Raw genomic sequence first — 13,430 nt, forward strand, 5'->3', positions numbered from 1 at the left:
TTTCTAACTTTAAGAATTATATTTATTTTTTTTCAGATAAAAGTTCTCCACCAACACCGATATTTTCCAGATCGTTTTCTTTTATCATTACAACGAATGCTTCTTTTGGAATATTTGTGACTTTACTGGCAGTATCGGTGAAATTTTTTATAAGCTCTTTTTTCTTCTCTTTGCTGAGTTCAGGTCCGTCAAAAACAATATGTGGCATAAATGATTCCTCCTTTTTAGATTATTGATTTGCGACTTTAGACAAAAATCTCCTCTACACTAATATTATATTTTATTTTAGTTTAAAAGTAAAATCTGAATCTGAGATATTATTCGAGTAAAAAGCTAGAAATAACAGGTATTATATAGTATAATGTAGATAATGAAGGATAATTATCCTTACTTAGTTTTTCATCGAGGGTGAGATAATGAAAAAAATAGTTTTGTTTATTTGGATAGTAATAATTGTTTTTTCTACATCTGTTTATGCAGAGCAGGCAAATGAGCTTGAGGTGACAGAAATTGAATTGGGAGGAGAAAGTTATTTAGTAGAAAATTATGATGATTTTACTGCTAAATATAGTAATTTAAGGCGCCCTGTTGTTGGTCTGGCTCTTTCAGGTGGAGGGGCCAGAGCAATGGTTAATTTTGGTGTAATCAAAGCTTTAGAGGAAGCAGGAATACCTTTTGATTTTATGATAGGGACCAGCATGGGAGCAATAGTCAGTGTGCTCTATGGAAGTGGTTTAAATACTGAGCAGATGCTTGATGTAGTAACAACTACTTCATTTGGGCGGCTTGTTGAACCAGGTATCGGGAGTAGTGGTTCTTTAATTGATACTAAAAAATTAAATCTTTTTTTAGAAGAAATTTCGCCCAATAAAAGGTTAGAAAATTTTCAGACTCCCGCAGCCCTTTTGAGTTTTGAACTTGGGGAAGGAAAAAAATATATTACCACTAGAGGTAGAATATCAGAAGTTATCCAGAGTTCTTATTCAATTCCAATTTATTTTCCAATTGAAACTCGTAATGACAGATATTTTATGGATGCAGGAATTTTGGAAGCAACTCCCGCTAAAGCTGCTGCAGTTTTGGGAGCAGATTTTGTAATTGCTACCACTTCTTTTCCAAAGGAAGATTATGAAACATTTAATAGCGCATCTGCTTCTATTAATAGATTTTTAAATATCATGCAGGATAATTATTCTCAACAGATAATAAAAAAATATGCTGATTTTGTTATTGATATTAATGTAGATGATTATACCTTTATGGATTTTAATCAGGCTTCTAAATTAGTAAAACACGGTTATCAAAGCACAAAAAAAGTAATACCTTCTTTAAAACAAGAATTGGAAAAAAGAGGAATTGAATGTTATAAATATGAAGAAAAAGAAAAAGTGAATATTCAGGATACTTTAAATGATCTTGAAAATAACCGCTTTATTGTCGATGGTAGTGATAGATCACTATTTTTAAATTATGGACGTGATCAATCTTATTTTGATCAGGAACTGATAGTTCCTTTTGAAGATAATTTTCAGACAGGAATAGAATTAAAAAAAGATAATTTATCTTTTGATATAAAGGGTGATGATTTTTTTAATGAAGGATATGAAGCTCGCCTTGAGTTGAAAAAACTGACCAAAAGAACTGATCTTTTCTTAGCTTATGCAAATGATTATCAGGCCGAGACCAGAGACGACTATCGTTTTGAAATTAAATATTTTGCTGATCATTTCCAGAGTTCTCTGGGCTATGGACAGCAAAGAAACGAAGAATATTATTTACTGAACAGCAGCTTTGGTAAAACAGGTAATTTATTTGATTTTGAGACAGAAAATGATTTTATCTATAATATCGATAGGTCAGAGGCAAAAGTATTATCATCTAATATTATCCATTTAGATCTTGGCTCCAAATGGAATTTAGAAAGCAGTATAGTTTATAATAATACTAATTTATTAGATTCTCCAATAATTTATAGAGGGCAGTCTTTATCTGAGTTAACGAAATTTCAGGCGGCTTTAGATTTCAACTATAATCACCAATTTATTGATCCGATTCACCTCGGCGGATTTTTCCAGACTACAGATATAGGAGCTTATTTGTTTGCCGATTATTACGAAAATGAAGAAAATAGTGGAGAAACTGCTGGCATAGGTTTGAACTCAAAACTATATTTGCTGGGTTTAAAACCAATAGCTTTAGATTTATATTTTGCTTATGATTTTGAGGAAGAAGATGATAGAGTGGGTTTAGAGCTGGGTTACGAGTTTTAATAAAGTTGTAGATTATATAATATTAGGAGAGATGAGAAAATGAAAAACTTTTATAAAATTATTGCACTAGTATTGATGTTTGCAGTTATAATTCTGCCAGTTGTTTCTACTGTGACAAGAGCTGATTCTAATATATTAGGATCAATTTTAAAGACTGTTGGAATAGGGGTTGTTGTAGACCAATTTGCAGAGCCGATAAATAATTTCATTAATACTTTAACTTTAAATAATGGAGTAGAAGTTAAAGAGGAAACAAAAGTAGTACCAATAGTAACGGTTGGTTCTAACTCTTATGCTGGTGCAGTCCAGGTTTCCGGGCCAAAAGAAAAAGTGAAGAAAGTAAAGGCGGTTGCTCAGCTTGAAGGCGATTTTAGAGGCGGAGATTTTAGAATTAGAGCCTTAATACCAGTTAACACTACTAATCCAGTTGATATTAAAAATATTGATCGAATTGAAGGTGTCGGCATAACTGCGCTGGTTGATATTAATATTTAATATGATAAAATTAAGATGTAGAAAACACTTTTATTTTTGAGGCGATGCTGGTTAAAAAAATTTATTTTAAAAAATTAAATGGAGGTATTAATCATGAAAAAAACAGTCTTAGTTTTATTTTTAGCAGCTTTTTTAGTTGTCGGGATTTCTGCTGCTTCTATGGCTCAGGTTCCAGGTTACTGGGATATTAAAGGTGCAATTGATTTTGGTGGAGAAGCAGATATTGATGGTTATGGTGATACAGATGTAGAGTCTGGATTTACACTTGTTGGAGAATATAAAGTTCCTTATACTTCTGAGTGGACCTTTGGTGGTGGAGTTCAGTATCAATTAGATCGTGATTTAGATGATAATGGTTTAAACGATTCTCTAAATTTTGTTCCTTTCTATGCTTTAGCTCACTATAATATGCAGAACAGTCCCTATTATTTCTTAGGTCACTTAGGCTATAATACCTTTGATATGGATAGTACTGGCGATACTTCTGGTGGTATGTATTATGCAGTAGGTGCCGGTATGGATTTAGCAAGTAATATGAGTGCAGAAGTTATGTATTCAGTCAATAATGGTGAAGCAGATGATTTTCATGTACCTGGTAATAACGTAGATGTTGAATATTCCAAGTTAACTGTTTCCTTAGGTTATCAGTTTTAATTTAGATTATAGTTTAGAATAATCTAAATAAGTTCTGCCTCAAATAACTAAAACAGCCCGGCTTTTGAGCTGGGCCTTTTTTTTATTTAAATAATCCCAAATATATGATATAATTTGGATAAATAAATGCTTGAAAAGAAAGTTATTATAACACTCATACTGCAAAAGCATTATCAAAATAATTACAATCTGGAGGGATTTACAGTGAAAGAAAGATTTAATGCCTTAGAAGTTATGGAAATGGCTAAGGATATTGAAAAAAGAGGAAAAAAGTTTTATTTAAAGCACGCTGAGGCAGCAGAAAATAGAGATTTGAGAGAACTCTTTAAAAGATTAGCTCAGGATGAACAGGATCATTATGAAAAATTTGTAGCTTTAACTGAGGAACTGCGTGAGGGAGACGATAACGCAGATTACCTCTATGAAGAGGATGTAAGTGCCTATTTTAATTATTTAATTGAGTATTCTGTTTTTCCTAAAGATGACAGTGACGAATCAGTTGAAGCTTTAAATGATGTAGAAAAAGCTTTAAAACTTGCTATTCAGGCTGAAAAAGATTCTATTTTATTTTATCGTGAAATGTGTGATTACAATGAAGGTAAAACTATTGAAGCTGTTAATCAGTTAATTGAAGAAGAAAAAGAGCACTTACGAGCACTCGGCAAATATATTCAGGAATATGGCAAAAAATAAAGAAGAACTAGAAGTTATTAAAGATAATAAGTCTAATGATTTACATTATATTTATGTGGTTGAATGCAGTGACGGCAGTCTTTACACAGGCTATACCACTGACATAGAGCGGAGACTGGAAGAACATAATGCTGGTCAGGGAGCTAAATATACGCGGGGACGTCTGCCGGTTAAGCTTCGGCATCAGGAATCCTTTAAAAACCGCAGTCTGGCCCAGAAAAGAGAATATGAAATCAAACAGCTCCCCCGCAGTAAAAAGGAGGAACTGCTCGATTAAAATTCACCTAAAAAACGGGGTTCGACTTCAAGTTGGACTCCGCTTATTTTATAAACTTCTTTTTTAACTTTTTCAATTAGTTTGACTATATCTTCAGCTGTAGCATGATCTTTATTGACTATAAAGCCTGCATGTTTGGTAGAAACCTGGGCGCCGCCAATTTGAAACCCTTTCATTTTTGCCTCTTCGATCAGGGGACCGGTATAGTGTCCAGGAGGTCTTTTAAAAATGCTGCCGGCACTCGGTAATTCCATCGGCTGCTTGCTCCAGCGCTTATTGTGCAGTTCATCCATTTTTGCCTTGATTAAACTTTTTTTAGATTTTTTAAGTTTGATTGTAACATTGACTGCAGTCCAGTCTGGATCTTCTTTTTGTAAAATACTTGTTCTGTATTCAAGTTTTAGTTCGGCTTTACTGAGTTCAATTAATTTCCCCTTTTGATCAATAAATTGTGCTTTAATAATTACATCTTTCATTTCTCTGCCATAGGCTCCGGCATTCATATAGAGTGCGCCTCCCAGTGAACCGGGGATTCCAGCTGCAAATTCAAAACCGCTGAGAGAATTTTCGTAGGCCAGATCTGCAATTTCTTTAAGCTCCAGTCCAGATTCTGCAGTAATTTGATTACCTTCAAATTGATAGTGATTCAAACTGCCGGTGTAGATAATAATACCTCTATAACCTTTATCGGAAATAATTAAATTGCTGCCTTTTCCTAAAATAAAATAGGGGATAGTGGAATTAGTAATCAGCGGCATTAGTTCTTTTACAGCTGTGATTTTCTCCGGTGTTAGAAAAAGGTCTGCAGGTCCTCCAACCTTAAAACTTGCAAATTCAGCTAAATTTTTATTTTTTTCTACCTTCAGGTAGTTTATTTTCTTCAGTTTTTTTGTTAAACTATTTATATCAGATAGTTTTTCCATCTTAAATGCTCCTTTGAGATTTATTATTCGGCTAAAGTTAAAATTTTAATTTAGTAGTTAATTTTAAGTACAATCTAATAATATAATATGTTAAAAGCGAATAAAAATCAATTTTATGAAAGCTATTTTTAGTTATGATTCAAATAAAACTTTAAATGGGGGGTAAAAATGAAATATAAGGAGATATCACTGCGGGAGATAGAAAGTCGGCCGGATCAGGTGAGACAGAATTTTTCGGAGGCAAGAATAGACAGCCTGGCAAAATCGATTGCAGAAGTGGGGCAGCTGCAGCCGATTATAGTTCAGAAAAAGGATAATCATTATCTTTTAATTGCAGGGGAAAGAAGACTGAGGGCTGTTAAAAAAGAAGAACGAGAAAAAATAGCAGCAGTGATTTTGGAAGCTGAAGTTTCACCAGAAAAATTTAGGCAGATTCAGCTGATTGAGAACCTGCAGCGGCAGGATTTAAATCCTCTGGAGAGAGCAACTTCTATTAATAAATTTATGGAAGCTAATAATCTGAGTAAAAAAGATGCAGCTGAAAAACTTGGTGTTGCCAGAACAACTTTAACTCTCTGGCTTAACATTCTGGAGATGAAGGAAAAATATCAAAAAGAAGTCTTAAAAGAAGACTCTCCTATAACCTTATCCCATTTGAGCTTGGCTCATGCCCTGTCATCTAAAACAGGGGATCCTAATAAAGCCAATCAGCTGCTGGATGCAGTAATTAAACACAATTTGAGCCGTAAAGAAACACAGGAGGTACTAGATTTATTTTATAAGTATCTTCATATTCCGATGGAAGAAGCAGTTGCGGCAGTACTTTTAAAACGAGAAAGAATGAAAATGAAAGAGTACTGGGATGTCGATAGTGATAAGAATTCCCACAATCCGGTTCGTAAATTATTTCGATCATTTAGTAATATCAATGATAATCTAGAGGAATTTATGGAAGTAGAGGGGAATCTTCCAGAAGAAGACAGGGAAGAGCTGCTAAATGAATTTCTATATCTCTATCAGATAATGGGGATTTTAATTCCGGATTTAAAGGATAAATCTTTAGCATCATTAGTTACAGATATTAAGGCTCAGACTAAATAATGAGTTTTATTTAAGAAATAAAATTTTTCAAAAAAAGTCTGACGTCTAACAACATAAACATTAATAATTTAGGGGTGATATTTTGAAAAAGTTTAAGAGAGTAATTTTGATAGTAATGGATAGTGTTGGGATTGGAGAACTGCCAGATGCAGAGTATTATGGTGATCAGGGAGCTGCAACACTGCAGAATATTGCGGCTGAGATAGGTGGACTTGAGCTGCCAAATTTAGAAAAGCTGGGGCTGGGGAAAATAGAACCAATTAAAGGTCTTGATTCTGAGCTTGAGGCTGAGGGAGCTTATGGAAAAGCAGCAGAGAAATCAAAGGGTAAAGATACTACTACTGGACACTGGGAGATTGCTGGCTTGATTTCAGAAAAGCCTTTTCCTACCTATCCTGATGGTTTTCCAGCTGAGGTAATGGATCAGTTCCAGAAGGCAATTGGAAGGGAATCACTGGGTAATAGACCGGCCTCAGGTACAGTTATTATCGAAGAACTAGGTCAAAAGCATATGGAGACAGGAAAACCAATTGTTTATACTTCTGCAGATAGTGTATTCCAGATAGCAGCCCACGAAGATGTAATACCGGTCAAAGAACTCTACGATTACTGCCAAAAAGCAAGAAAAATTCTGCGGGGGGAGCATGCAGCAGCCAGAGTTATCGCCCGTCCTTTTGAGGGGAAGCCCGGCAGCTTTGAACGAACAGAAAGACGAAAAGATTTTTCTCTGACTCCTCCGGAGCCTACAGTTCTCAATTATCTTAAAGATGAGGGTTTAGAAGTAAATGCAGTTGGAAAAATAACATATATTTTCAATCACAGCGGAATTTCTAATTCTATTACTACTTCAAATAATATGGATGGAATTGATAAAACTATTGAATATATTGGACAGACTGAAAAGGGATTAATTTTTACTAATTTAGTTGATTTTGATCAGAATTACGGCCACCGCAGAAATGTAGAAGGTTATGCTGAAGCGTTAAAGAATTTTGATCAGAGAATTCCTGAAATTAAAGCTGCCATGAAAGAGGGAGATCTTTTAATCATTACTGCTGATCACGGCTGTGATCCAACTCATCAAGGAACAGATCACACCCGGGAATATATTCCATTATTGGTTTACGGAAAAGGTGTAAAACATGATCTAAATTTAGGGATCAGAGATAGTTTTAGTGATATTGCTGCAACTATTGCTGATATTTTTGAGATTGATAATTTTAAAACCGGAGAAAGCTTTAAAACAGATTTAATCAGAGATTAATAATTAATTTATTAAAGGCTGTTTATTTTTAATTTTATTCTTTTCTTAAAAAGTCAAGCTTATTATTTTCAGCTAATTTTAGGCAGGAGTCAACGATTTCAGACTCGTACTTAACTCCTCTGTGTTTTAATAATTCCTGGCAGGCCTTATCGAAACCAGGTTTTTTGCGGTAAGGTCTGTCACTATTCATGGCTTCAAAGACGTCTGCTACAGCAATTATTTTGGCTTCAATTCTTATTTGATCTTCTTTTAAACTATCAGGATAGCCCGAGCCATCAAGTCTTTCATGATGCTGTAAAATTATCTGTGCAATATCTCGATTAAAATCACTAAAAATTTCCGACCCAAATTGACTGTGTTCTTTTATCAATTCAAACTCAGATTTTGTTAAATCTCCTTTATTTAAAAGTTGACTGGGCAGTACTAAAAAACCGATATCGTGAATACTACTACTCTTTATGAGTAGTTTTTTCTTTTTATCATTTAATTTAATATCATCTGCGATTAATTTGCTTATTCTTTTTACTCGTTGATTATGGTTTTTAAATAAGGGCAGCTTATTTTTGAAGATATTTTTAAGCATTGAAGAAAAAAAGTCGATACTTGTTAAATTGTTATTAGAGCTGTTCCTATCAAAAATCGTTGAGTATAAAATCTTTTTATCATTGATAGTTAAAGTACTGCTGAAAACAGTAACCTGCCTCATTTTACCTGAGGCCAGTTTGTGTTGAAAATTGAATGTCATGCTACCTTTTTCCATTATTTGCTCAATTTTTTTTTGAATAAGTTGATTGTCCATACTGTTAATTTCAAAAATGCTTTTCTGGAACATTTCTCTTTTAGAAAATCCATAATATTGAACAGCACTTTTATTAAAATCAACTATCTTTCCACTTTCAGGTTCGATTAAAAGTACAGGTGTTTTGAAATTATCTATTACAAGGTCTTTAAAGACATTTCTGATTTCAGTCCTTCCTAGTAGATAATCAAGTGATACCTCAAAAAAATCAGCTATAGAGAATAATGTATCTATGGAAGGAAATCTTGTTGCCTGTTCATAATTGGCTATAGTGGTTCTAGCATAACCAAGTTTTTCTCCTAAATCAGCTTGACTTAAGCTATCCTCTTTGCGTAATTTTTTTAGTCTCTTGGCAAATCTCTCCATAAATCCCTCCTGTAATTCTAAGAAATTTAAGTTAGTTATCAACTTGTACTACTATTATACATGAGAAAAATATAATTATAAAGATTTTAACTACTCAATTTGTGTAATAATTACTTAAAATAACAATTAATTATTTAAATTTCTATAATTTACACATATTGCATAATTTGTAGTATAAATATTAAATATGATTTATAATACAGATACAGATATTAATTGGGGGTGGTAAGATATTGAAGGTAAAAAAAGAAGATATTGAATTACTCAATCAGCTTCTATCAACTGAAATTGGGATATCCATTTCAGATGACAAAAGCAGTATGTTAGAGTTGAGACTTTCTAAAAGAATTAAAGAGCTTAAACTGAAAAATGTTAATCACTATCTAGATTATATCGCTGGAGAAGAAGAAGAGAAAAATATATTATTTAATCTATTAACTACTAATTATACTAAATTTTTTCGGGAGAAGTTTCATTTTGAATTGCTCTTTAAAAAGATCATTCCCGGTATCCTAGAAAATAAAAGTAAAATTAGAATCTGGAGTGCAGGTTGTTCAACTGGAGAAGAACCTTATACAATTGCCATGATGCTTGCAAAAAATGATTTAAAATATAGTATTATAGCAACAGATATTAACACCGAGGTTTTAAAATATGCCAGAGGAGGTATTTATAATAAGCAAAAAATAAAAAATATCAATTCGGAATATTTACATAATTATTTCCGGAAGGGAGTTGGCAAATATAAAGGTTATTATAAAATCAAAAAATCAATAAGAGAAAGAATTAGTTTTAAAAAACTAAATTTAAACTCTTCATTTTCGGCAGAATTTTCGAAAGATTTTGATATAATTTTTTGTCGTAATGTGTTGATTTATTTTGAAAACGAGAAGAAAAAACAGGTTTTAAGAGAACTTAAAAAAACAATGATTGATGGTGGTTATTTAGTTCTGGGTCATTCCGAATCTATTGATTTAAGTATTAAAGATAATCTGGGCTGGAGAAAAATAGGGAAAAATTCTTACCAGAAATTAAGTTAAAACAAGGGGGATTTTAGTGAAGAATCCATTAAAAAAAATGACTGTAGGCAATAAACTAATTACTGTATTTATCCTGATTATTTTTATAAGTCTTGCAGTAACGACATATATTAGTTATACTGACTCATTAAAATTAGCAAGCAATCAGACAAAAGAACAGCTGACAGTAGTGAGAGACTCTAAAGCTTCAGAAATCAAAAAACTATTTACTGAGCTAAAAATAAAGATGAGAATTTTGCGGGAAAATGATTTGATAAAAGAAAACATAAATCAATTAAGTTCTGATAACAGCAGGTTTAATACTGGATTCAGTAGTAATACTTACAATAATTTAGATCAGCGAATAAAAAACTATAAAGAAGAATTTAGCTGGGAGAATATTTATTTAATAGATAAGGAAGCAAATTTGGTTTATACAACTGCTGAAACTGAAGATTTAAATACCAATTTGAAAAATGGAATTTATAAAGACAGTATATTGGCTAAAGCTTTTAAGCAGGGGCTAAAAGGAGAATCAATTCTTGATTTTGCTTATTATGAACCGTTAGAAAGAACTGCTGGTTTTATAGCGATGCCTGTCTATAATGAGGAAAATGTTCAGGGAGTTCTGGCAGTTCAAATTCCTGCCGAAAAGATAAATATGATTATGGAGAAGAAAGAGCTAAAAGAAGTAAGTGGAAAAACCTTTCTGGTTGGCTCGGATTATTTAATGAGATCCAATACCAGTTTTATCGAAGAAGATACATTTTTAAATTATAAAGTGGAAACAGAAGCGGTAAAAAATGCTTTAAAAGGAGAAAGAGGGATTGAATTAACCACCGATTTTAGTGGAGTCGAAGTATATAGTGCCTTTACACCTGTAAATATTGCGGACTTAGAATGGGCTTTAGTTTCAGAAGTTGACCAGAGTGAAGTGACTGCTCCTATAAATGCTTTACTTCAGAAAAATATTATAGTTTTGGCCGCTGTTATTCTTCTAGCTCTAGGAATCAGCTTTTATATGATAAAAACAATTATATCTAATCCCATTAAAAAAATGCGGGAAGTTCTAAATAAAATTAGAGAAGAAAATGACTTGAGACAGCAGGTTAAAATAGATAAAGAGGATGAAATTGGAAAGCTTGCTAAAGATTTAAACTATACAATAAATTCTCTCCAAAACATAATCAAAGGAGCAAAAAATATATCCAAGAATGTAAGTAGTTCTGCAGATAAGATTTCTTCTGAAAATGAAAATTTATCAAGTAGAACAGTAAATCAGGCATCTGCTTTAGAAGAAATATCGGCAAATATGGAAGAGGTAACAGCTTCTATAGAAGAAGTTGCAGCTGGTGCTGAAGAAGCCAGTAAGGCTGGCAAGAAAAACTTAGCAATTGTACAGGAAGGATCAGAAATTGTTGATGAAACAATTGATTCAATGGCCGATGTAACAAGAAGCAGTCAGGAGATTGCTGAAATAATAGGTACAGTCAATGAAATAGCTTCTCAAACTAATCTATTAGCTTTAAATGCCGCTATTGAAGCAGCAAGAGCTGGTGAAGCAGGCAGAGGTTTTTCTGTGGTTGCTTCTGAAGTTAGAGATCTGGCTGAAAGAACCAGTAAGTCTGCTGGAGAAATCGAAAATATAATTAATGATATAATAGAAAAAATTAAAAATGGTAATAAGCTGATTAATAAAACGGGTAAAAACCTTACTGAAATTGTTGAGAATACTGCTCGTACTTCAGAAACAATTGATGAAATTTCTGAATCTATTAATGAGCAGGCTTCAGCCACAGAAGAAATTCAGGAAGTAATTTTAGAAATCGATGATAATACCCAAAAGAATGCAAAATTAGTGGAAGATATTACAGAAGACAGTGAAAAACTCAGTCAGGAGTCTCAGCGGTTATACCAGATGGTGTCGAAATTCATTACGAACAATGATATAAGTGATTTTGAAGATATAGAAAGGGAAGAAAAAAGCAGTGAAAATTCTGAAGATGAATTCATAGATTTTGAAAAATAGCTTGAGGAGGAATCATTATGAATTTAATAAAAACAGGTATTAAGGGATTGGATAATATTTTAAAAGGTGGACTTCAACCTAATAGATCCTACCTGGTCCGGGGCGGACCAGGTAGTGGTAAAACAACACTTGGCCTTCAATTTTTGGCCAGCGGAGAGAATGAAAATAATCTCTTTATTTCCCTGGGAGAGTCAGTAGATAAAATTAAATTAGATGCTGAAAAAAGAAATTTTAATACCAGAAAAATAAATTTTTTAGAATTAACTCCCTCCTCTGATTACTTCCGTAATGATGAGGAATATAATATTTTCAGCTCGCAAGAAGTCGAAAAAAGTCCTTTGATTAAAAAAATAGTGGCAGAAATAGATTCTCTTAAACCGGATAGAATTTTTTTAGATAGTGTTACTTATCTCAGTTATCTAAATGATGACAAATTTCAGTTCAGAAAAGAAATGCTGTCACTGATAAAATTTGCTGCAGAAGAAAAAGCTACGTTTTTAATAGCATCTGAATCAACTATTGATAATCCTGATTATGACGTGCAGTTTGTAGTAGATGGAGTATTAAATTTAAGCAGAGAAAATGACGAACGTTACTTCAATATTTCTAAACTAAGAGGAAGCAGTTATCTTTCAGGTAAACATTCATTAAAATTAAAGGATGATGGTATTCATATTTATCCCAATATGATACCCTGTGCAGAAAAAAAAGATGTGAAAAACAAAAAGTTAGTTTCTGGAGTTCCTAGTTTGGATAAGCTATTAAATGGTGGAATAGAAAAAGGAACAATTACAATCATAAGTGGACCAACTGGGGTGGGAAAAACAACTCTGGGCGTTCAGTATATGAAAGAAGCAGCCGGTAGAGGCGAAAAATCAGTAATCTATACCTTTGAAGAATCTCCAGACACAATTATTAAAAGGTGTGAAGGAATAAATATACCAATTACTGATATGATAGAGAATAGTTTTTTAGAAATTGAAGCAATTAATCCATTAAAGTACTCTCCCGCAGAATTTTTAAATAAAGTAAAAAGACAGGTGGAAGAGCGAAAAATTGATGTTGTTTTAATTGATAGTCTCTCAGGTTATAAGATGGCCTTTCCTGAAAATAGTTCAGATAATGAAAAAATTAGACAGCTTCATATTTTAAATAAATACTTGAGTAAGATTGGTGTTACTGTAATAATAGTCAATGAGGTAACAAATATAATTGGTGATTTTAAAGCTACTGGCTTTGGGATAAGTTATCTGGCAGATAATATTATTATTCTAAATTATTATGAATATTGCAGTCAGCTGAAAAAAACTATTGGAGTACTTAAAAAACGTTTAAGTAATTTTGAAAGATATTTAAGAGAATTCAAAATTGGTAAATATGGAATTGAGGTTGGTGACCCACTGACCGAACTTCAGGGAATGTTAACAGGTAATATTGTCAATATCGATAACGTCAAATAAAATATGATAGTTACCATAAAATGTAAGTAAATAGTAATAGAACATCACTAATTTTAATTATAATAAAAATCTTAAGAATG

13 protein-coding genes are annotated in these 13,430 nt (G+C 32.6%); 10 read left to right on the top strand and 3 right to left on the bottom strand.

Going from position 1 to position 13,430, the window contains the following annotated elements; genetic code table 11:
- Window positions 1-22 precede the first annotated feature (22 nt).
- Window positions 23-208, bottom strand: a complete 186-nt coding sequence (gene dmpI, locus DFR80_RS08240; protein WP_114489695.1) for a 4-oxalocrotonate tautomerase DmpI — start codon at window positions 206-208, stop codon at window positions 23-25.
- A gap of 208 nt (window positions 209-416) precedes the next feature.
- On the opposite strand from dmpI, the gene DFR80_RS08245 reads away from it, so the two are divergent.
- The 5 genes from DFR80_RS08245 to DFR80_RS08265 all read left to right on the top strand — a co-directional run bounded on the left by DFR80_RS08245 (window position 417) and on the right by DFR80_RS08265 (window position 4,389).
- Window positions 417-2,270 carry a patatin-like phospholipase family protein gene (locus DFR80_RS08245; RefSeq protein ID WP_114489696.1) on the top strand — a complete coding sequence of 618 codons (1,854 nt, stop codon included), beginning with the start codon at window positions 417-419 and terminating at the stop codon, window positions 2,268-2,270.
- Window positions 2,271-2,309: 39 nt separating this feature from the next.
- Window positions 2,310-2,765 (top strand): hypothetical protein, encoded by a 456-nt coding sequence (locus DFR80_RS08250; protein WP_114489697.1) that lies wholly within the window; start codon window positions 2,310-2,312, stop codon window positions 2,763-2,765.
- Between the two features lie 93 nt (window positions 2,766-2,858).
- Complete coding sequence (locus DFR80_RS08255; protein WP_114489698.1) at window positions 2,859-3,419, top strand: outer membrane beta-barrel protein; 561 nt, start codon at window positions 2,859-2,861, stop codon at window positions 3,417-3,419.
- A 204-nt stretch (window positions 3,420-3,623) separates the two neighbouring features.
- Window positions 3,624-4,112: a ferritin family protein gene (locus DFR80_RS08260; protein WP_114489699.1), complete on the top strand. Its 489-nt coding sequence runs from the start codon at window positions 3,624-3,626 to the stop codon at window positions 4,110-4,112.
- Window positions 4,099-4,389, top strand: a complete 291-nt coding sequence (locus DFR80_RS08265) for a GIY-YIG nuclease family protein (RefSeq protein WP_114489700.1) — start codon at window positions 4,099-4,101, stop codon at window positions 4,387-4,389. The genes DFR80_RS08260 and DFR80_RS08265 overlap by 14 nt, the downstream gene beginning before the upstream one ends.
- Here the strand turns inward: DFR80_RS08265 and murB are convergent.
- A complete protein-coding gene (gene murB, locus DFR80_RS08270; RefSeq protein ID WP_114489701.1) occupies window positions 4,386-5,312 on the bottom strand; it encodes a UDP-N-acetylmuramate dehydrogenase in 927 nt (308 codons plus the stop codon). The two genes, DFR80_RS08265 and murB, sit on opposite strands and share 4 nt — an antisense overlap.
- Window positions 5,313-5,480: 168 nt before the next feature.
- On the opposite strand from murB, the gene DFR80_RS08275 reads away from it, so the two are divergent.
- Together DFR80_RS08275 and DFR80_RS08280 are read left to right on the top strand one after the other, a co-directional pair.
- Complete coding sequence (locus tag DFR80_RS08275; RefSeq protein ID WP_114489702.1) at window positions 5,481-6,413, top strand: ParB/RepB/Spo0J family partition protein; 933 nt, start codon at window positions 5,481-5,483, stop codon at window positions 6,411-6,413.
- A gap of 82 nt (window positions 6,414-6,495) precedes the next feature.
- Window positions 6,496-7,677: a phosphopentomutase gene (locus DFR80_RS08280; protein ID WP_114489703.1), complete on the top strand. Its 1,182-nt coding sequence runs from the start codon at window positions 6,496-6,498 to the stop codon at window positions 7,675-7,677.
- Window positions 7,678-7,711: 34 nt separating this feature from the next.
- On the opposite strand, the gene DFR80_RS08285 is transcribed toward DFR80_RS08280, so the two are convergent.
- A complete protein-coding gene (locus DFR80_RS08285) occupies window positions 7,712-8,842 on the bottom strand; it encodes an HD domain-containing phosphohydrolase (protein ID WP_076544715.1) in 1,131 nt (376 codons plus the stop codon).
- A gap of 233 nt (window positions 8,843-9,075) precedes the next feature.
- Between DFR80_RS08285 and DFR80_RS08290 the strand changes: the two genes are divergently transcribed.
- Genes DFR80_RS08290 through DFR80_RS08300 form a run of 3 tightly spaced genes read left to right on the top strand, consistent with a single transcriptional unit; the run spans window position 9,076 to window position 13,350 of the window.
- Entirely contained in the window at window positions 9,076-9,882 is an 807-nt protein-coding gene (locus tag DFR80_RS08290) for a protein-glutamate O-methyltransferase CheR (RefSeq protein ID WP_084566126.1), read from the top strand.
- Between the two features lie 16 nt (window positions 9,883-9,898).
- Complete coding sequence (locus tag DFR80_RS08295) at window positions 9,899-11,890, top strand: methyl-accepting chemotaxis protein (protein WP_114489704.1); 1,992 nt, start codon at window positions 9,899-9,901, stop codon at window positions 11,888-11,890.
- Window positions 11,891-11,907: 17 nt separating this feature from the next.
- Window positions 11,908-13,350, top strand: a complete 1,443-nt coding sequence (locus tag DFR80_RS08300) for an ATPase domain-containing protein (RefSeq protein WP_199505792.1) — start codon at window positions 11,908-11,910, stop codon at window positions 13,348-13,350.
- The last annotated feature ends 80 nt before the right edge of the window (window positions 13,351-13,430 follow it).

It is taken from the genome of Halanaerobium sp. ST460_2HS_T2 (assembly GCF_003337665.1).
In the GTDB taxonomy this organism is placed as follows: domain Bacteria; phylum Bacillota; class Halanaerobiia; order Halanaerobiales; family Halanaerobiaceae; genus Halanaerobium; species Halanaerobium kushneri.

Excerpts from the sequence above, each read along its gene's own strand:
- DFR80_RS08285 (WP_076544715.1), bottom strand. The coding sequence starts at position 8,842 with ATGGAGAGATTTGCCAAGAGACTAAAAAAATTACGCAAAGAGGATAGC.
- murB (WP_114489701.1), bottom strand. The coding sequence starts at position 5,312 with ATGGAAAAACTATCTGATATAAATAGTTTAACAAAAAAACTGAAGAAA.
- DFR80_RS08300 (WP_199505792.1), top strand. The coding sequence starts at position 11,908 with ATGAATTTAATAAAAACAGGTATTAAGGGATTGGATAATATTTTAAAA.
- dmpI (WP_114489695.1), bottom strand. The coding sequence starts at position 208 with ATGCCACATATTGTTTTTGACGGACCTGAACTCAGCAAAGAGAAGAAA.
- DFR80_RS08245 (WP_114489696.1), top strand. The coding sequence starts at position 417 with ATGAAAAAAATAGTTTTGTTTATTTGGATAGTAATAATTGTTTTTTCT.
- DFR80_RS08265 (WP_114489700.1), top strand. The coding sequence starts at position 4,099 with ATGGCAAAAAATAAAGAAGAACTAGAAGTTATTAAAGATAATAAGTCT.
- DFR80_RS08275 (WP_114489702.1), top strand. The coding sequence starts at position 5,481 with ATGAAATATAAGGAGATATCACTGCGGGAGATAGAAAGTCGGCCGGAT.
- DFR80_RS08255 (WP_114489698.1), top strand. The coding sequence starts at position 2,859 with ATGAAAAAAACAGTCTTAGTTTTATTTTTAGCAGCTTTTTTAGTTGTC.
- DFR80_RS08250 (WP_114489697.1), top strand. The coding sequence starts at position 2,310 with ATGAAAAACTTTTATAAAATTATTGCACTAGTATTGATGTTTGCAGTT.